Origin of the sequence: Methylomarinum sp. Ch1-1 (genome assembly GCF_030717995.2) — a bacterium.
GTDB lineage: Bacteria > Pseudomonadota > Gammaproteobacteria > Methylococcales > Methylomonadaceae > Methylomarinum > Methylomarinum roseum.
This window is the reverse complement of the sequence record NZ_CP157743.1, coordinates 4182275-4201476: the sequence shown is the minus strand read 5'-3', so window position 1 is coordinate 4201476 and position 19202 is coordinate 4182275. Positions and strand designations below refer to the sequence as shown.

General features: G+C 52.3%; 15 protein-coding genes. 3 read left to right on the top strand and 12 right to left on the bottom strand.

Annotation, left to right across the window (positions count from 1 at the left end; translation table 11 throughout):
- The first annotated feature begins 614 nt into the window (after nucleotides 1-614).
- Nucleotides 615-1010 (top strand): hypothetical protein, encoded by a 396-nt coding sequence (locus Q9L42_RS19030; protein ID WP_349431617.1) that lies wholly within the window; start codon nucleotides 615-617, stop codon nucleotides 1008-1010.
- A 71-nt stretch (nucleotides 1011-1081) separates the two neighbouring features.
- Here Q9L42_RS19030 and Q9L42_RS19025 read toward each other — a convergent pair whose 3' ends face one another.
- The 12 genes from Q9L42_RS19025 to Q9L42_RS18970 form a co-directional block, all read right to left on the bottom strand.
- Entirely contained in the window at nucleotides 1082-1495 is a 414-nt protein-coding gene (locus Q9L42_RS19025; protein ID WP_305906807.1) for a Dabb family protein, read from the bottom strand.
- An 80-nt stretch (nucleotides 1496-1575) separates the two neighbouring features.
- On the bottom strand, nucleotides 1576-1857 hold the full coding sequence (locus Q9L42_RS19020) for a hypothetical protein (RefSeq protein ID WP_305906808.1): 282 nt from the start codon (nucleotides 1855-1857) through the stop codon (nucleotides 1576-1578).
- 342 nt (nucleotides 1858-2199) lie between these two features.
- Entirely contained in the window at nucleotides 2200-2610 is a 411-nt protein-coding gene (locus tag Q9L42_RS19015; RefSeq protein ID WP_305906809.1) for a hypothetical protein, read from the bottom strand.
- Between the two features lie 678 nt (nucleotides 2611-3288).
- Nucleotides 3289-3651: a DUF3147 family protein gene (locus Q9L42_RS19010; RefSeq protein WP_305906810.1), complete on the bottom strand. Its 363-nt coding sequence runs from the start codon at nucleotides 3649-3651 to the stop codon at nucleotides 3289-3291.
- A 178-nt stretch (nucleotides 3652-3829) separates the two neighbouring features.
- A complete protein-coding gene (locus Q9L42_RS19005; protein WP_305906811.1) occupies nucleotides 3830-4153 on the bottom strand; it encodes a hypothetical protein in 324 nt (107 codons plus the stop codon).
- Nucleotides 4154-4337: 184 nt separating this feature from the next.
- Nucleotides 4338-7448, bottom strand: coding sequence for an efflux RND transporter permease subunit (locus tag Q9L42_RS19000; RefSeq protein WP_305906812.1), 3111 nt, complete (start codon nucleotides 7446-7448; stop codon nucleotides 4338-4340).
- A 12-nt stretch (nucleotides 7449-7460) separates the two neighbouring features.
- The gene (locus tag Q9L42_RS18995; RefSeq protein ID WP_305906813.1) at nucleotides 7461-9008 is read right to left on the bottom strand and encodes an efflux RND transporter periplasmic adaptor subunit; all 1548 of its coding nucleotides are present in this window, start codon (nucleotides 9006-9008) and stop codon (nucleotides 7461-7463) included.
- Complete coding sequence (locus Q9L42_RS18990) at nucleotides 9005-10264, bottom strand: TolC family protein (RefSeq protein ID WP_349431615.1); 1260 nt, start codon at nucleotides 10262-10264, stop codon at nucleotides 9005-9007. The genes Q9L42_RS18995 and Q9L42_RS18990 overlap by 4 nt, the downstream gene beginning before the upstream one ends.
- A gap of 40 nt (nucleotides 10265-10304) precedes the next feature.
- Complete coding sequence (locus Q9L42_RS18985) at nucleotides 10305-11270, bottom strand: M56 family metallopeptidase (RefSeq protein ID WP_349431614.1); 966 nt, start codon at nucleotides 11268-11270, stop codon at nucleotides 10305-10307.
- The gene (locus Q9L42_RS18980; protein ID WP_305906816.1) at nucleotides 11267-11674 is read right to left on the bottom strand and encodes a BlaI/MecI/CopY family transcriptional regulator; all 408 of its coding nucleotides are present in this window, start codon (nucleotides 11672-11674) and stop codon (nucleotides 11267-11269) included. The genes Q9L42_RS18985 and Q9L42_RS18980 overlap by 4 nt, the downstream gene beginning before the upstream one ends.
- A 488-nt stretch (nucleotides 11675-12162) precedes the next feature.
- The gene (locus tag Q9L42_RS18975) at nucleotides 12163-13434 is read right to left on the bottom strand and encodes a thioredoxin family protein (protein WP_349431613.1); all 1272 of its coding nucleotides are present in this window, start codon (nucleotides 13432-13434) and stop codon (nucleotides 12163-12165) included.
- Nucleotides 13418-14986 carry an AAA family ATPase gene (locus Q9L42_RS18970; protein WP_349431612.1) on the bottom strand — a complete coding sequence of 523 codons (1569 nt, stop codon included), beginning with the start codon at nucleotides 14984-14986 and terminating at the stop codon, nucleotides 13418-13420. Before Q9L42_RS18970 ends, Q9L42_RS18975 begins: the two co-directional genes overlap by 17 nt.
- Before the next feature lie 633 nt (nucleotides 14987-15619).
- Here Q9L42_RS18970 and Q9L42_RS18965 point away from each other — a divergent pair.
- On the top strand, nucleotides 15620-16270 hold the full coding sequence (locus Q9L42_RS18965) for a protein-L-isoaspartate(D-aspartate) O-methyltransferase (RefSeq protein WP_349431611.1): 651 nt from the start codon (nucleotides 15620-15622) through the stop codon (nucleotides 16268-16270).
- A 102-nt stretch (nucleotides 16271-16372) separates the two neighbouring features.
- Nucleotides 16373-18805, top strand: coding sequence for an SAM-dependent methyltransferase (locus Q9L42_RS18960; protein ID WP_305906821.1), 2433 nt, complete (start codon nucleotides 16373-16375; stop codon nucleotides 18803-18805).
- The last annotated feature ends 397 nt before the right edge of the window (nucleotides 18806-19202 follow it).

Sequence of the window (19202 nt, the reverse complement as noted above, 5' to 3'; positions counted from 1 at the left end):
TCGTTTCATGCCTTCAAGCGATTTAAAAAACTGGCCAATGTGTCCAGTTGATCGTAAAAGCTCACCATATTTAGACAACGAGACATTGGCGAGATCGTTTGTCTGCCTGTAGGAGCGCCGCCCTCGGCGCGAAAAGGCCTTATTTAATCTGATACCTTTTTTCTAAGACGTTTTTTCCAAAGCACTTGGAGAAACCTAGGTAAGGCGATGCAGAGTATGAATGTGTACTGATTTCATCGCGTGCTTCATGAGCTTAATGGTTTATCGCGCATTCGACATTTTCTTACAGTCTCAACAACTTTGAACAAAAATGAATTGGTTTTAGTCCAAGTTTTTTGATGTTAAAAACCTTGGGCGATAAAGGCAACAATTCTCAGTTTGAGCATTTTGCTGTGGTTAGGGCGTGGGGTATGTCTGTCGAGGAGCGCCGTTCACCCAGCACCTAAATTATCCAGGAATGTAAATTATAGTCCATTAGCCATGGAATTTAGGTGCTGGGTAAACCCATCCCTGGGGGCTTGACGGCAGCATCCTTGCTGCCGACATCCTCGCCAAACACACCCCATGCCCTTTTTGAACGCCTAACTGGGAATTGCTGCGATAAAGGGGGTAACATGTTTGTGTTATTGCAAAACATACCTCAAGGAATGAAAAAATTTGAGTTAGCCGGTTCTATCGAAAGAATTGCCAATGCCGGCGGGTCGGGCGCGACAAAATTTCATATTCCTGTGTGTGATATAGACATTCTGGATATGGTTGATGGTGAACATGCGATTCAGCAACAGGTCGGTTTAGTCAAAATTTTTCCTAACCCGATGGGGAAAAAATTCATACGCAAAGTGGATGGTCAGAAAATTAAGGGTCAATCCATCTTGGTTAGGCAGTTCTTTTCGCGCTCAGCGCTGAATGATCCAAGGAAAAAGGCCGCGCAATCCCCACAGGGGCTGGTCGAGCGTAGACAGGGCGATAGGCGAAGAATAACTTTGGTCGATTCCCGTCATTGGCATTAGCCGGCTGTGCTGTCTTTTTCATGAACCGCCAAATCTCACTTTATCGCCATCCTGAGTTCGGGGCGATTTAATTATTCGACAAAATCATACACCTTATACTTATCCACCAATGGTTTTAGAACATCCTGGACGACCTGATGGTGTTTCGGATGCTTCAAATAATTTTCCAATGCTTGCAGGCTTTCGAAGCTGCTGGAAATGGCAATATCGTAAGAATCGTCGAGTGCGTGGCTGGGATGTTCCCGTTTAGCGGAAGTGGCGGTGCCGATATTGTAGCTGAGCACGCCGGGTAGATTAGCCAGGCGTTTGCTGCCTTCGATGTATTTGCGGCGAGCGTTTTCGTCGCCATGCTGTTTGAGCCAAATGATCACGACGTGGTGCGCCTTACGTTGCGAGGACTGCTCGGATGATTGCGCCTGTGCTGTCGTTGCCGCAGCAAAAGTCGTCAATAGCAGCAGGAATGATAGTGTTGTACTTGGTTTCATCGATGGATTCCTCCAGAGTCATTGAATGAGGAATACGTTACTGTATTTGCGCTGTATCGGCAACAGGCCAGCGCATTGCATTAACGCACCGGCAAAGTCAGGGTAGGACCGTTGTATTTAGTTTGTCCCGCCTGCAGATCAAACAGTTGGGTCAACAGCATGAAAGTCGATTTTGATTCCAAATCGTCGTCCGCGATGTAAAACCAGTGGCCGCGGTAAGGAACGGCCAGAAAGGCTTGTTGCGGGTAATCTTCGCTGTAGTCAACCTGAAAAAACTCACCGACCGGTGTTTCGGCCCAGTTGAATGGCGCATCATGCTTATTCTTGGTAAAGGTGACCAGACCTTCGTCAATATGTTGCAAGGGAACGTCGACTTGCTGGGATAGATAAAATAGCACGCTAGCGATCGATCTGGGACGAATTTTTAATTTATTAGGGCGGTCATGAAGAAAATTATTGCCTAGTTTGACCCGCAGAAATTGTTTATGTTACGGTTTGTCGAAGCCCAGCAAGGCTGATAACTCCTCTACAGTCTGCCGGTTGTTTGCATTGATCTTGAACAGTATGGTCAGGCGTTTGTCTTCGTCCAAGCCGAATTCCATTTCATGCGCCAATTGTGTAATTGCCGCAGCAGTTTCATCACCCGCTTGAATGGCCTGAATTCCGGTTCGTAGTCAGGGCTGGGGCCGGAAGCGCTGGGGGCGTTATAGATAATTGATGCGTTCGACGCACAGGCCGAATACCCGCTCGATGCTCCAGCCGGATTGGGTCATCACCAACAGGGCGTCGAATGAAATCGAGGACAGCACGCTTTTCAGGAAGTCTTCGCCCTGCAACGGTTGAAAGGAAATAGTCGGTTTGTCGGCGTAACCGACTCCCAAGTTGGGTTGAATAATATTGCCACCGGGCGCCAGATCAAGTTCCGAGCCGATGCCGATATTGCCGTCGAAGTTCAACGAGGCCGTCACGCTGCCGACCTTCAGAAAATGCGTTCTGTCACGATATTTCAATCTAACCAGATTAAGCAGCATTTGCTGGTCCAGGGACTGAATGATGGCCTGGTTATAGGCCGGATGGGTGTTTTGAGGGCGCTTGGGCCAAAGGTCGATTGGCAAGCGCTGAGGAACAACGTAGCCAGTAAGGTTACGAGCAGAGATTTATGCATATGCGATCGAAACGATTTATGGGTGAAATTAGCGCTGGACGCGCAAACCCGGCAAGCGTGGTTTATTAGCTAGATTTTAGCATAGTCGCCGGCAAATCACGGATAGGGACGAAAGATAACAGCAATTCCCACTTTGGCGTTCAAAAAGGGCATGGGGTGTGTTTGGCGAGGATGTCGGCAGCAAGGATGCTGCCGTCAAGCCCCCATGGATGGGTTTACGGCGCTCCTCGACAGACACACCCCATACCCTAAACCCCGCAAAAATACTCAAATTGGGAATTGCTGGAAAGATAAAATGGCCATGCCATCTGAAATCAATCTGAGCATGCTTTGGCAATTTTGTTATTTGTACTAGGAGCCTGTCCGAGAACTAACGTTTAACTCATTTCACGTCAATATATAGAGTCTTTAAGTATTATTAAGCACTAAATATTGTGCCTGGAAAACTGAGGTTGCTATTCTCGAACAGCCTCCTAGGATGCTTCAAACATTCGTTAGATCTTAATCTGGCTTGATGGTCTCTGTTCGGCCATTGTAGCTGACATTCGTATTTTACTTCGATTTGTTATGAGCGTATCCCAGCTCACCACTCAGCTAGACTTGGCCAGGCCTTTATCTCCCTTTACACTTACAGCTTTATGTTGAAGTAGCCGAGACATTTAATCATCAGAATATAACAGGCCGCCGTTGCGAGCATCGACAAGCCCATGCTCAGATAAAAATTCATCCCTTTTTTAAGTAACAAGGGCAAGCTGATAAAAAACAGCAAAGACGGAATGACCAGCCAAAACACACTGCCGGCTAACGCAGCGATTTTTTCGACGTCTCGCGTATCGATGTATAGCCACATCATCGCCAGAATCGAAACCAACGGCAAAGAGGCTAACAATGCGCCGAAAAAAGCGCTGCGTTTCGACAGTTCCGATATGGCGACGATGATCAGGCTGGTGATGACCACCTTGCTTAAGGCGTACATGAATGGCAATTCCAATTATCGATGTGAATTTCGGGTGATCATCAATGTTTACTATGAAAGTCGCGAAGTGGCGCCTTAATCTCCCTCGCCCTTTGGGAGAGGGCCGGGGAGAGGGAACGATCAGGCGCCTGATACTTTCACTGGTTAGGGTGGCGCTCAAGCGCCTGATCGTTAGGCTGTCAAAAGCCACATATTAGCGTGACATTTCTTTTTCATGTTGACGACTTTCGCGCCGCATTTCTTCAAAATATTTTCTGTCTTCCCGTTCCATCTCCTCGTAGTGCTTTCTGTCTTCCCGCTCCATTTCTTCGAAATGTTTGCGTTGCTCGCGCTCATATTCTCGACGGTCTTTAGCTGCTTCGCGTTGATGCTCTCGTTCACGCTTCCATGCCTCCTTGGATCGCTCTTTGGAATATTGCCGGCCTTTTCCGGACTCATTTTTGTCGGAATCGGCAAACGCAGTGGAATACATTGACGCTGATAACAACAATGTACAAAGTAAGATCAATGAACGCATAGGTCTCTCCAAAAACTTAAATAGTAATATAGTTGAGGTCGTTAAAGTAGCCAGTGTTGGGCTTAATAACCGGATAAAAATATAGCTGCACTAAACCGCTCAGAACCTGAATGGATTTGTAACAAAATCCTCCTCCCTTATTGCTCCACTCCATAGTCGTCGCGACAAAGGGGCGAGACACAAATCAAGGTTCATCTTGTTGATTCGTGAGTTTCCGCATGGAACCGAAGCGATAATACAAAGCCGGTATGACCAGCATGTTCAGCGCGGTGGAGGTCAGCAAGCCAAACAGAATCACGATTGCCATCGGCGCTTGAATTTCACTGCCGGGTTCGCCCCCGCTAAGAGCCAGCGGGATCAACGCCAGACCGGTGCCCAAGGCGGTCATCAGAATCGGCGACAAGCGTTCCAATGCGCCGAGTTTCACCGCTTGGTATAGGTCGTTTATCCCTGTGTCTTGCACTAGATGGTGGATATGGCTGATCATCATGACGCCGTTACGGGTAGCGATGCCGAATAAGGTAATGAAGCCGATAATCGAGGCGACCGACAGGATGCCGTCGGCACAATACACGCCGATCACGCCGCCAATCAGCGCTAATGGCAGATTCAACATCACCAACAAGGCATCGCCCGCCGAATGGAACGCGACAAACAACAACAAGAATATACCGACGATGACGATGGATCCGACGATGAACAAGGTCTTGGACGCTTGTTCGGCGCTCTCGAATTGACCGCCATATTCGACATAGTAGCCCTTGGGAAAACGGATTTGTTCCTCGATACCGCTCTGAATATCTTGCACCACGCCGGCCAGATCGCGTTCGGCGACGTTCGCCATGACGACAATCTTGCGCTGCGCGTTCTCCCGACTGATGGTGTTGGGTCCGCGCGTTTTACCAATATCGGCCAAGGCGTGCAGAGGGAGTTGCGCGCCGGATGGGGTCATGATCAATGTCGAGCGTATCGTTTGCAAATCTTCCAAGGCTTCCGTGCCATAGCGGACGACTAAATCAAAACTGCCGACGTCTTCGATGACGCGTGAAACGGCCCGCCCGGCAAAGGCCGTTTCTATGGCTTCGGCCACCGTGCCGATGCTGAGGCCATAGCGGGCCAGCGCCTGCCGATTGAATTTGACGTTCAAAAAAGGCACGTCGGCGGGATTGTCAATCGCCACATCCACGGCCCCCGGAACTTGTTCGGTCAGTTTTTTGACCTGTTCGGCCAAGCGCCGCAGCTCGTTCAAATCCTGTCCGAACAGCTTGATGGCGATATTCGCCCGCGTGCCGGACAGCATATGGTCTATGCGATGGGAAATGGGTTGTCCGATCACGATGGCCGTACCCGGCACGGCGGTCAACGCTTTTCTCAATTCGGACAGGAATTCGGCTTTGCTGCGGTCTTGCATTTTCAAGCTGACATCGATTTCCGAGGCGAACACCTGTTGCGCATGCGGGTCGAGTTCGGCGCGTCCCGTTCGTCTGGCGGTGGTGACGACCTCGGGCTGCTCCAAAATGATCTCCTCGACCCGCTGCGCCAATTGATCGGATTGCTGCAACGACGTGCCTGGCAACGTAACGGCGCTGATCGTCAAACTGCCTTCATTGAATTCCGGCAAGAACGCCCGCCCCGACAACAACAAGCCGACCAGGGCGATCAGCAGCATCGCGGCGGACATCAGGCTGATGCTGCGCCAACGTGTTAACGAACCTTCCAGCAGCGGGGTGTAATGCTGCTTCAACCAAATGACCAGGCGGCCTTCCTTGTCCTCGCGCACGGCGCCGGAGGTCGGCAACAGGAAATAGCTCAAGACCGGCGTAATGGTCACGGCGACCAGCAACGACGTGGCGATGGCGACGATATACGCCATGCCCAAGGGCTGTAACAACAGACCTTCCACGCCGCTCAGGAAAAACAGCGGCACGAACACCAGCATGATGATCAAAGTGGCAAAGACGATCGACCCCAGTATTTCATGGCTGGCGTTGAAAACCAGCCGGCTCGTCGCCATGCGTTCGGTTTCCGGCAAACGGATGTTTTCGCGCATGCGGCGCACGGTATTTTCGACCACGATGATCGCATCGTCGACCAACGCCCCCAGCGCGATCGCCAGACCGCCCAGGGTCATGGTATTGACGGTGGCCCCCATCGCTTTCATCGCTAACAGAGCCGTGATCATCGAGATGGGAATGGCGATCAAGGTGATCAGCGTCGCCCGCCCACTCATCAAAAACACATAGAGGATGATGACGACCAGAATCGCACCGTCACGTAGCGCGTCCAACAGATTGTGCACCGACACGGCAATGAAATCGGCCTGTCTGAAGATATTGGCATCCAAGACCATGCCTGCCGGTAAGGTTTTTTGAATGTCGGCCAGCACAGCATCCAGTCGCTCGGTTAAGGCCAGCGTGTTGACGCCGGGTTGTTTTTGCACGCCCAGAATCACGGCGGGATGGCCGTTATGGGAACCGGTGCCGCGCTTTAGCGCCGGCCCGATTTTGATCTCGGCGACATCGCGCACCAGCACGGGCAGACCCTGACGCTGTGCGACCACCGCTTCGCCGATATCGTCCAAGCGCTGAACCCTGCCGATGCCTTGAATCAGATATTCCTGTCCGGATGCGGTATAAAACCCCGCCGAGGCATTGCTGTTGGTTTCACGCACGGCGGCAATCACCTCGTTCAAGGTCAGGCCGTAGGCGGCCAAACGTTCCGGCTTTACTTCCACTTGATATTGTTTGGTGTCGCCGCCGATCGGAATGACCTCGGCGACGCCGGAGACCGCCAACAACCGGCGTCTCACCACCCAATCCGCCGTGGTCTTGAGACTCAAGCTGTCGTGTTGTTTAGATTCAAGCGCGATGAACAAGATCTCGCCCATCACCGACGTGATCGGCGCCATCACCGGCGCGGCGATATCGGCCGGCAGATGACTGCGCGCGAGTTGCAGTTTCTCGGCCACGACCTGCCGCGCCTGATAGATATCGGTGCCCCAATCGAACTCGACGATGACCACGGCGAGGCCGATGCCGGTGTTGGAACGCACCCTGCGGACACCGGCGGCGCCGTTCAACGCGGTTTCGATCGGAAAGGTAATCAGGCGCTCGACTTCGGTGGGCGCCATGCCATGGGCTTCACTGATCACCGTGACGGTAGGCGCGGTCAAATCCGGCAAGACGTCGATCGGCATGCGCTGCGTTTCGTAAGCGCCCCAAAACAACAATAAGGTCGCGCCCACCAACACGAACAGACGATTTTTCAATGACCAGTCAATTAACTGTGCAATCATGTCGTTCCTCTGCTAATGCGCGTGACCGTGAGCGGCCGGCTGAGTCGAAGAGGACGCCAAGTGCACCAGGTACGCCCCTGTCGTCACCACACGCTCGCCGTCATTCAAACCGCTCAGCACTTCGGCATAACCCTGATCGCGGATGCCGAGGCGCAGCACCCGCCGTTGAAAAGATTCGCCACTGGCATGCACGAACACCACATCTTGTCCGTTATCATCGATCAACGCTGTTTCCGGAACGGCCAGCGCCAATCGGCTATCGCCATGATAGAGGCGGGCCTCGGCGAGCAAGCCCGCCGCCAGCTTCAGGTCGGCGTTGTCGAATTCGAATACCAGCGGCAAGGTGCGCGTAACCGAGTCCACAAGTTGTCCGTAAGCGACGAGTTGGCCGTTTTCCCCCAGCTTGATGGTAAACGACTTTTCCATGCCGGCCACCTTGAAACCGACCCGCTCGGGCGGCCCTAAACGTCCTGAATCCGCTTCGGCCACCCGCGTTTCCAGCCATAATGTCTGCGGATCGATCAATTGGAACAAGGCATCGCCTTCTTCGACATAGCTGCCGGCGGCGATATTGACCGCCGTCAAGACGCCGTTGATTGGGGCGTAAAGTTTAACGCCCGATGTTCCTCCCGCCGCTTGTTGATGGGTTTGCCGCAAGCGTTTTTGCGCCGCCTGTAGTTCTGCCCGCGTGACTTTGGCGTTGCTTTCCGCCTCCAGCAATCGGCGCTTGGCAACCGCTTGTTCGTTGAACAATTTCTGCAACCGTTGCCGCTCGCTGTCGGCCAATTGGTAACGAGCACGCGCGGTTTGTACGCTCATTTCCAGTTCCGCCAAATCACTGGAACCGCTTAGACGGGCGCCCAGCGTCGCCAGAACCTGGCCTTTTTTAACGCGGCCACCGACCTTCGGCACGCCTGAAGCCTCGGTTAACACATGACCGTTAAGCGGCGCGGATACCCATGCCTCATGGCCTGTCGCGGCCTTGATCGATGCCAAGGCCCGCACCGACGGTTGCAGCGGTTGCCGAGTGACGACTTCGGTGGCGAAATCGACCTTCCATTGCTGTTCTTTCAGAAAGGTAATGTCGTTGCCGTCTTCACTCTCTTCGCCGGCGTTGGCGAGCGCCGTCTTGAGATCCGGATAAACCGTGATAGCGCCTAATGCGTGGCGGGCGTTCAAGCTGTCGGATTGTAATTCGAGGGTCAGTTGCCTGACGCCGGCATAGCGAGGTTGAGCTTTGGGAATAAAAATACCGGCCACCGCCGCTTGATCGACCGAGAAGCGTTCTTCCGGCTGTCCGCCGCCGCTCAGAATGACGGTCACGACGCCTCGCTCTACCGGACGAAAGGTGCGCATATTGGAAAAATGCGCGGCAAAGGACGAGGTTTGTCCCACGATCAATGCGGAAAATTCGACGAACAATTCCGTCGCATCGGTGTAATCGGTAAACACATAAGACTGCGGTTGTTGCGCTTGCTCGCCTTGTTCAGACGAAGGTTCCTTGCAGGCCGTCAGTCCGGCAAGAAGCATGAGCAGTGCGGTGGTTATAAAACGTTTCATGGGGTCATTCCAGCGGTTAATCGGTCGAGTTCAATGCGGGCCAGGCGCGCCTTATAAGCCAAGTCGAGCCGTTCCAATTTAAAGGCCTGGCGTTCACGGTAAGCATCCAATAACGCCAAAATGCCGATTTCGCCGCCTCGATACGACGACTCGGCGATTGTCATCAGCTCATTCGATAGCGCTCGGCCTCGTCGTTCCAGATTGGCGGCGGCTTGCAACAGTCTATTTAACGCCTGCCAAAGCCCTTTGATCTCGCCTTGGGTTTTTTGATACGCCCACTGGTATTCGCTGGCGGCCTGCTGTGTTTGCGCCTGTAGCCGCAAACGTTCGGCATTATTCTGGCTCCATAACGGCAGCGGCACCTCTATGTTCACCAACACGCCGGTGTCGCTGTAGGTCGGCGCATCGAAGGTTTTAGCGCCGACGCCTAGCTTGAATTGGGGAATTTGCCATCGCTCCTCCGCCTGCGCATTCAGATGCAAGGCCGATTGTTGTTTTGCGAGACGGCGCAATGCGGCGGTTTGCTGGAGTTGGGTCAGAAAGTGTTCCAAGGGTAAAGGCGTTTCGGGCAGCAATTCGCCGGAGACGGTCCGCGTCGCAGACAAAGTCTTCGCACCCTCCGGCCATAATGCGAACAGTTTTTCCCAACTTTGTTGCAACGCAGCCATTTCGGTCTGTTGCCGAGTCATTGCTGTGGCGCATTCCCGTTGCACTCGTTTAAGCTCATAACCGGAGACATCGCCGGCCTGCTCCCGTTTTTGCAGGATGGCTTGCAACGCATTCAGGCGCCGCGACCAGATATTGACGACATCCACCCGACGTTGAAGATGCAGGACCTCGAAAAAGCGTTGACGCGTCTGCGCTTTGAATTCAGCCAAACGCGATTGGATGCCGGCTTCCACTGCGTGTAAGTTTTGTTGCGCGGCGGATTGGCGCAGGCCACGCCGCCCGCTGAGATCGATTTTCTGCGACAGCATATAGGCATTTTCAAAGGCATTTTGGTCTCGCTTCCCCGGTAAATCCATCGCATAGGAAAAGGTGGGGTTTTCCCAATGCGAGGACGCGATGATGTCGCTTTGGGCTTCATCGAGGCGTCCGTTAACCCAGTCTTGCACGCTGGCTTGTTGCATCACTTGTTCGAGCAAGTCGGTTTCGGTCAACGGCGACTTGGCATGTGAAGGCCATGCGATAAGCAGCGCGGCGCTTAGTAGCCCTAGCGTTGGACAAAGCCGATTGATCATCGGTTTTAAGGACAAAAACAGTCTCGTTAAAATCATTTTGCTCAGGAAATCCGAGTTAAAACAGATGATGCAGCGGCATCGTCAAGCTGACGACGACGGATAACAGCAAGACGAACAGTGAAGCACTCAACCAGGCCATCGAGGGGGGCAACGGTTCGGGTTGTTCCAACAATTGCCGAATACGGAGCTCGATATGACTGCCATTAAAGGCGCTAATCGCAGGATGGGCTTCCGGCAGGCTGACACTATGTTGCCTGACGATCTTAATCAGCGTTTCGGCGACTAACAGACGATCGCCCACGCGCTGGGCGGCCTCGGTATCACAGATTTGTTCCTGCGCCAATTCCAGATCCTCAAGCATCAGTCGACGCGTGGGGGAAAAATGCAAAAGACCTGTGATACGTAAACACTGACGCCATAACACATCGCGCCGTCGGCAATGAGATTGTTCATGCGCAAGCACCACGGCCAAATGCGGACTGGATAGTTGCTCGATCAATTGCGAAGAAATAAAAGCGCGAGGCGCAAACAATCCGGCTGAGAACACGAAAGACCGTTCACTGTCGATCCGGTAAACCCGATGCTCCGCATCGTATTTACTGATCAAATTGAGCGTGGCCTGAAATCGCCTATTCCGTAAGCAAAAAAGAAGCGCGGCGATCATGCCGTAACCTACGACACAGGCCATTAAACCGGCGCCGATTGTCCAAAAATGATCGGACAGGTGTACGAGCGGATCAAACCAGCATAAATGGGCCATGCCGTTTGCATGCGTGGCGCAATGTTCCGTCGCCTCGTCGTGATCCACCATCCAGGAGGGCAACAAGCCGAATAATGTCACTAAAATACCCAATATTAGAGGGGCGCACAGACCCATAACTAATAACTTGGAGCGGAAATGACACGGCAGCGCCAATAAATGTCGGCGGAAACCGGGATAGCCAATGGCCGACAGCAACGACAGCAGGCCGCCGAAAAAGAACGTCGCCAGAATCCCCGATTGTAGAAAATGCATGCTCATGACGGCGTCTTATCACAACGTTTGGAACGATATTCGCTGATCAGTTGTTCCAATCGCTCCAGATGCGCTTCATCGCTGCGCGCGGCAATGTCCACGAATGCCGCCAGCATGCTGTCGGCATCGTCGTCCACCAGAGTGTGGACGACATCGGTAATCATTCGCCCCATCAACTCATCCCGGCTAACCGAGGCCTCATAGACGTAGGCGCGGCTCACTTTTTGTCTCGTCAACAGCTTTTTCTTGTACAGTCGTTCCAGCGTCGACTGAATGGTATTGTGAGATATCCCGCGCGTCTTGCCTAACGCGGCATGCACCCCATTCGCGTCAAATGCGCCTTTGGCCCAAAGATATTCGAGTACCGCCATTTCCAGTTCACCCAAATATGGGCGTTGAATAATTTTCATGATCAGCAGAAATTGTCCATAACACACAGCAAGCTATTATTCTTATTATTTAACCGATCGTCAATCGGTTTTAGGGGGGCAGGGCTCCCTCATTAAAAAATACCTGAACCAACACATTGGTTAATATCGCATCATGCCTCTGGGCGGGGCGGGTTATTTAACCCGCCCCAAACGTTTAACTTACTCTAGTCACGGTTGAATCGTTCAGGACCTTGTTGACCTGCAGTTCGCATAGCGACATGCGGACTACTTGTTTTTCGCGTCGAGGGCGGCGCTCCTACGCATTGTTTTTAAAGAGCTGGTGCGCAAGTTTATAACGAATATTATAGGTGTCTAATATTTTCATTTATTAGCTTATTCCTAATAAAGCCCCCTCAAAAATTGGGAACCTTCAGAAATCATAGCCAATAACCTAAAATCAATAACCGACTCCCTCTGAAAAAACTACGCTGAATAATTACGAGTCGGCAAATGGCGCAGAAAAGTCATTAGGGACTTCTGCAGTTCCGTTTTTGCAGGAAGGCAACGACGGCCGTCAACACGACGGCGCCGACGATCACGCTGACAGAAACCAGCATGTTGCTGAGCCATTCCGGCTTCAGCAGCAATATCGTTCCCAGGCCAAGCATCATACAGCCGGATAATAATTTCAGTAAACGCCCCTCGCTTTCCGACAGTTTTTTTCTGCCCAGAGTCAGCGTGAACAAGACGACAATCAATAGCAACGGGATGATGTAGATGACATTGTAGAGGAGCAAATACAAATAATATTGCGATACGCTCAATTCATTCAGCGTTAACACGCGAGTGAATACCATCGGCAAGCCGGCGGTGCAGAGCAGCTCATAACTGTTGGCGGCGATGGCCAGGATCAGCGTGGCGACAATCATCGTGGCCCAGTCGCCTGTCTGGGTCAGGCCTCTAATGCGGGCGGTCAGCTTGCTGATCGCCGAGTCGGACAGCGACAGCGAGACGCCTTGTTTGAAGTAAAAATAATCCTTGATATTGATCAGACCGAAGCCGATCGCGATCAGGCCGGCGATTGCGGTGATGAAAACCAGTTGTTCGGTCAGCAGAAACAGGTTCAACCAAGCCGCCATGAACAGGAAATACATGATGCCGGAACACAGGACAAAGGTGGTTCCGATCACCAGCATCCTGGCCCGACTGCGGTGATGGACCATTAAACTGAGCAGAAAAAACAGTACGAAAAACGCGCAGGGATTGAAGGCATCGAGGGCCGAGATGATCAGCGTGAAAACCGGCAGCGAAAAATCTTGGTAATGAACCTGTCCCAAGCCCGGCAGATTGAATTGCACTGGCATTTCGGTATGCGGATTGATGGCAGGCTGATGACAGCTCAGCAGCTTTTTCTCCAGTTCCCGGCCGGTGGTTTCGTCCCTGTCATAGCCGACCATCATCTGACCGCAAAAGATAAAGGCGGGGACTGAGTTGGCCGGTCGGCCCAGTCGTTTAGCCATCTCCAGGTAACGTTTCTGATTGTCGCGATTGCCGACTAAATCGTAACTGTGCAGGGTCAACCAAGAGTATTTTTTCGCTAGGCTCTCAATGAACGGTTTGGCTTCTTTGCAATGCGGGCAATAACGGGACCAGAAATAATATAAATCGATGCTGTCGCTTTGTTGCAGAGCTGTCGCGGCCTTAGGCACTGTCGGAGTCAGCGCGGCGACTAAAACCATCAAGCAGAAAACTAACCGAAGCATGTTGCCTATCGCTATGGGCTTAATGTTTGTATTCATCCAGAATATTCCACAATTTTGTTAAATGCGCGTTTTGCGCGGTGTCTATTTCGATGGCATGGCGTTGCTCATCGACGTCTAAGGGTTGCCGGGTTTGCAGTTGATGTTGCAACACCCGCGGGTCGGCGTCGGAAACATTATCTTGAAGTTTGGCCCTTTCCTCAATCTGTCGCAACAGCGTTTGTCGGTCGGCGATCGTGTGTACGATTCGGAACGGCACAGCCGCTTGCTGCGCTAGCTGGAAAAACGGCTTTCTTTGTTGTTTTTGCAAAAATGTCGCATCGACAATGACGTTATAACCGGCGCTCAAAGTTTCAGCAGCCAATTCCAATAGGCGATGATATGTCAGGGCGCTGGCTTGGGCGCTATAGATGCCGCCATCGATAGTCGCCTGACTGGTTTGTTGGGCCGTCAGCCCGAATAAGCGTTTTCGTTCCACATCGGAACGAATGCGTATAACCGGAAAGTGGTCGATGATTCGATTCGATAACCAGCTTTTGCCTGAGCCTGATACGCCGTGCATGATCAGCATCAGCGGTTTTTTAGTCTCCGTATAGTGTCGCGCCAATTGCAGATAATCGCGATAGTCGGAAACGGCTTTTTGCCGCGGTTCGGTTGTGCTGACCTGGCTGGCGCGTATGGCGCTGACCTTGGCCCGCACCATCGCGCGATAGGTCAGATAAAAAGGCAGCAATTTCAGGCCGGCATAGTCGCCGCCGTGTTGTAGGTACTCATTGAGAAAACGATATGCGAGGTCGGGGCGTTGTTTATCGGTTAGATCCATGACCAGAAAGGCGACTTCGCTGATGACGTCTATCCAGTACAAGGAGGGATTAAACTCGATGCCGTCAAACGGCACGATGCGCCCATCGATAAACGCGATATTGCCCAAGTGCAGATCGCCGTGACATTCGCGGATAAAGCCGTTGTGTTTACGTTGGTCGAATAATTCGAGGTTGCGGGCGTATTCTCGTTCACTCCAGTCGGCCAGTTGTTCTAATTCAGCGGTCATTGTGATAGCGCTCTGTTGCCGGATCTGAGCGAAATTTTCCCGCACCGGCCGCATGACCGCGGTGGGGCTGCCAAATTCGCTTTTTTTGGGCGCCTTGGTGATATGCTCATGAAAACTGGCAATGATTTGCGCGGTTTTGATGATAACGTCGGTCGTCAGTTGCTGACGCTGCAATAGCCGATCGAAGGTCTGGTCCGGTTCAAACTGCCGCATCTTGACGGCATATTCGATGGCTGGCCCCTCGCTGTTTAGTTGTGGTCGCTCCTCACCGCCCCCGATTGCGACGACCTCAAGATAAATATCCGGCGCCAACCGGCCATTAAGGCGCAGTTCTTCCTGGCAAAAATGGCGGCGTTTTTCCAGCGTGGAAAAGTCCAGAAAGCCCAGGTTCAGCGGTTTTTTGATCTTGTAGGCGTAACTGCCGGTCAATAGCACCCAGGAAATGTGGGTTTCGATCAGGCTGAATCGAACGATCGGATGCGGATAAAGCTCCGGATTTTGCAGTGAGCGGATCAAGGTCGGAAGTGTGCTATGGTTCATGTGCGCTCCATTAGCCAGTTTGGCGGATCTGACTACCAATATACCCGTTAAAGTCCTCTCTAAACCAGCAGCGATTCCCATCAGTTTGATCGTGTTAGCGCTGTTTAGGGCCGGGGTGTTTGGCGGGGCACGCCTCCGACAAAGTTGTACGATGCTTAAAGTCGGCTGAATTAATGCCGTTAAGGAAAGCGGGCATCCGCAAGCTTGCTCCACGGGACGCTGTAAACACATCCCTGTGCGCTTGGGGTCGGCTCCTGCCTCCCACATCCGCGGCTCAAGCCAGCGAATACCCTATCACAGCCTCTGTTGGAGCGAGAAAACGCGCCTGATATTCAAGCGGCATTCGGAGTATGCTTGGCGGTGATATCGGCGGCTGGGAGCTGCCGTCAAGCCCCTCACGGCGTTCCTTGGCAGACACACCCCAGGCCTTCTTTGTTGTCCAAATTGGAACTGCTGGTTAAACCCGGGCTGTTGTGCGAAATTGGAAAAAACGGAGTAGTATGAAAATACTGGATTCAGATATCTGAATGGGGGTGTTTCATGTATAGGCGAATTAACCTAGAAGATGGCCTGGTAATCGTGGTTTTGCTGATTGCTTTGAGCTTCATTGTGCAGGCTGAGGAGGACTATGCCATGGCAAGACAACAAATGGTCGGGGAGATAAAAGACAACGTCAGGGCTACGCGCTTTTATTTGGATAAGACGGCGCTTGACGAAAAGGTCATGCGGATGATGGCGACGGTGCCGCGACATGAGTTCGTCCCCGAAGACGCCAAAAGATTTGCTTACGATAATCGTCCCTTGTCGATCGGTTACGGACAGACGATTTCTCAACCCTATATTGTCGCCATCATGACTGATTTGCTCGATTTACAACCGAACAGCCGAGTGTTGGAATTAGGCACCGGTTCCGGCTATCAAGCCGCGATTCTGTCCGGCCTGGTCAAGGAGGTTTACACGATCGAGATTGTCGAGCCTCTGGGGCTGGCGGCCAAAAAAAGGTTGGCGCGCTTGGGTTACGACAATGTTTCGGTCAAGGTCGGTGATGGCTATTATGGCTGGGAAGAGCAGGCGCCGTTCGACGCCATTATCGTCACGGCGGCGGCCAGCCACATTCCGCCGCCGTTAAAACAGCAACTGAAAGTTGGCGGACGCATGATCATTCCGGTCGGTACGATGTTCTTGACCCAACAGCTGTTGCTGGTCACTAAAGAGGACAAGGGCAAACTGGTCAGCAAACAGATATTGCCGGTGCGTTTTGTTCCGGTCACAGGCGGTCATTAAGGGTAGGTTAACAAATAACTTTCCTAGAATTATCGATATCAGGTAATCATAACAGGACGTTTTTTCCGACCCCATCTTAATCTTAAGCACGGAGAAAGCCATATGTTACGCCTTCCAGTCATCTCAATCGCGCTGTTGTCGGCGGCAGCGCTGGCCTATGAACTGTTGCTGATGCGCCTGTTCTCGATCATACACTGGCATCATTTCGCCTATATGGTGATCGGCCTGGCCTTGCTGGGGCACGGTTTCAGCGGCAGCGTGGTGATGGTGTTGCAGCGCCGGCTGCTGAAACATTTCCGCTACGTTTATTTCGCCAGCATTCTGCTTTTTACGCTGTTTTGCGTGATCAGTTTTCAAGGGGCGCAAAATCTTCCCTTCAACGCCGAGGAAATACTGTGGGATTGGCGGCAGAGCCTTTATTTATTGCTGATGTTTTTGTTGCTGAGTGTTCCGTTCTTTTTTGTCGGGGCGGCCATATGTCTGGCGTTTTTATCCTACAAGCATCGCATGGCCAAGCTCTATGCCGCCGATTTGTTCGGCGCCGGCGCCGGCTGTCTGGGTTTCGTGTTGTTGATGTACGCGGTGTTTCCACAGACGGCGCTGTTTTATATCGCTCTGGGAGGATTGTTGTCGGCAACCGTGGCCGGATTGGAATTGCGCATCAACAAAGCGGATTTGAGCATTGTTTTTTTGCTCATGCTGGCTATGCTGGGGTGGGGCGGAGGGCAACTGCAATTAAAAATATCGCCTTATAAGAGTCTGCCGCGGATGCAGTTGATCAACGGTATCCGGGTGATCGCGGAAAAATCCAGTCCGCTCGGCTTGATCACCGTGCTGGCCAGCGACCAAGTGCCTATCCGCTACGCCCCCGGCATGAGCTTTTCTTCCGGCAGTGAGCCGTTGCCGCAATTGGGCGTCTTCACAGATGCCGACAATATGGGGGTGATCACCGCGAATCCGGATCATCGTCGACAACTGGATTATCTCGATCAGATGAGTTCGGCCTTGCCTTATCATCTGCAGCAAGCCGAACGAGTGTTGATCATCGGTTCGGGCAGCGGCAGTGATTTGCTGCAGGCGCAATTTCACCGCGTCGGGCAAATCGACGCCGTGGAATTGAATCCGCATTATTTAGAACTGACCGGCCTGCATGATCGCGATTTTGTCAGCGATGTTTATCAACAGACTAATGTGTCGGCGTATATCGCCGATGGTCGGGATTTTCTCAATACCCATAAGCAACAGTATGATTTGATCCAGTTAACGTTGTTGGATTCGTTCAACGCGGCGGCGGCCGGACTCTATGCCTTGAATGAAAGTTATCTATACACCGTCGAGGCTTTGCAGCTCTATCTGTCCAAGCTGCAGCCTGGCGGTTATTTATCGATCACGCGTTGGGCGAAAATACCGCCCCGCGATACCCTGAAGCTGTTCAACACGGCGTTGACGGTGTTGCAAAAAAACGGCAATGCCAAACAGCAGTTGCTGTTGATACGCAGCTGGCAAACGGCGACGCTGATCATCAAGAACGGCGCCTTCAGCCATGAGGAAATCGCCGCCGCGGAACTTTTTTGCAGCGAGCGAAATTTCGATTTAGTCTACACGCCTGAAATCCGGGCCGAGCAGGCGAATCGCTACAATGTGTTAAGTCCACCATTGTTTTATCAGGGAACACAGGCCTTATTGAGCCGCGACAGGAAGAAGTTTGTCGAGGACTATAAATTCAATCTGAAGCCGGCAACCGACGATCAGCCGTATTTTCAGCATTTTTTTCGCTGGTCGGCGCTGCCGGAAATGCTCAGTCTGCTGGGTAAGGGCGGGGCGAGTCTGATCGAAACCGGTTACCTGATCATATTTGCGACGCTATGCATTGCCGTTTTGACCAGCATACTGTTGATTATGGGGCCATTGTGGTGGCTGCGCCATACCATGAAGCGAGGCGCTCGCTACAGCGTCAGACGCCGTGATGTGTTCGGTTATTTTTGTGCCATCGGCCTCGGTTTCATGATGATTGAAATCGCCGTCATGCAAAAATTTATTTTGTTTTTGCATCATCCGGTCTATGCCGCCGCGGCGACGTTAACCGCTTTTTTGGTTTTTGCCGGCCTAGGCAGCGCGCATTCCAGCCGCCTGAGCCAGCGTTATGGAAGGTATGCAGGCGTCAGCATCGCGGTGATCGGCATCGTTGCGTTCAGCGCATCCTACCTGTTGATTTTGCCCGGGCTCTTTGCTTGGGGCAGTGACATGATGATGGTGACGAGGTTTTTGCTGGCGATCATGCTGATTGCGCCGTTGGCTTTTTGCATGGGGATGCCGATGCCGTTGGCTTTGGACAGTTTGGCCGATCATGCCGATCAACTGATTCCCTGGGCGTGGGCGATTAACGGCTGCGCCTCGGTGATCAGTTCGGTTTTGACTGCCTTGCTGGCGATGCAGTTCGGTTTTTCGTCGGTGATTATAGCGGCCTTGCTATTGTATGCTGCGGTGTTGTTGATGTTTCCCGGTCCGGGACGTAGCGCCGCTGCGGTGAATTGATAGCTTTACTGATAACCTCAGTTCGGGATAAAAGAATCATCTATCTTGCCTTCGGATGTGCTGAACAGCGTGAAGCGCATCAAAAACCGGTGTAACTATTCAGTATCTTTCAGGGATTAGGGAGTAGGCCATTGATTTCTCGGGACGCGTGAATACATCCATGTAAGCTCTGACTGCAACGTCCTGTTGCAGACAGCCCGATAAATCAATAGCCTACTCCCTCTGATAAAAATACGCTGAATAATTACAAACCGGTGTGCTTCCTCTCGTCAGCACACCCCTAGCGCATCGTAGGGCGGCTTCGCGAAGCAAGCCGCCAAAAACCTGCACGCGGGGCGGGTTATTTAACACTCCCTAAACGTTTAACTAGTGCCTGACCGAAAATTGATTATCCCTA

What these genes read in the sequence shown, in the direction of transcription:
- Q9L42_RS19025 (WP_305906807.1), bottom strand. Translation starts at nt 1,495, where the DNA reads ATGAAACCAAGTACAACACTATCATTCCTGCTGCTATTGACGACTTTT.
- Q9L42_RS18980 (WP_305906816.1), bottom strand. Translation starts at nt 11,674, where the DNA reads ATGAAAATTATTCAACGCCCATATTTGGGTGAACTGGAAATGGCGGTA.
- Q9L42_RS18985 (WP_349431614.1), bottom strand. Translation starts at nt 11,270, where the DNA reads ATGAGCATGCATTTTCTACAATCGGGGATTCTGGCGACGTTCTTTTTC.
- Q9L42_RS19030 (WP_349431617.1), top strand. Translation starts at nt 615, where the DNA reads ATGTTTGTGTTATTGCAAAACATACCTCAAGGAATGAAAAAATTTGAG.
- Q9L42_RS18965 (WP_349431611.1), top strand. Translation starts at nt 15,620, where the DNA reads ATGGCAAGACAACAAATGGTCGGGGAGATAAAAGACAACGTCAGGGCT.
- Q9L42_RS18995 (WP_305906813.1), bottom strand. Translation starts at nt 9,008, where the DNA reads ATGAAACGTTTTATAACCACCGCACTGCTCATGCTTCTTGCCGGACTG.
- Q9L42_RS18975 (WP_349431613.1), bottom strand. Translation starts at nt 13,434, where the DNA reads ATGAATACAAACATTAAGCCCATAGCGATAGGCAACATGCTTCGGTTA.
- Q9L42_RS19005 (WP_305906811.1), bottom strand. Translation starts at nt 4,153, where the DNA reads ATGCGTTCATTGATCTTACTTTGTACATTGTTGTTATCAGCGTCAATG.
- Q9L42_RS18970 (WP_349431612.1), bottom strand. Translation starts at nt 14,986, where the DNA reads ATGAACCATAGCACACTTCCGACCTTGATCCGCTCACTGCAAAATCCG.
- Q9L42_RS18960 (WP_305906821.1), top strand. Translation starts at nt 16,373, where the DNA reads ATGTTACGCCTTCCAGTCATCTCAATCGCGCTGTTGTCGGCGGCAGCG.
- Q9L42_RS19000 (WP_305906812.1), bottom strand. Translation starts at nt 7,448, where the DNA reads ATGATTGCACAGTTAATTGACTGGTCATTGAAAAATCGTCTGTTCGTG.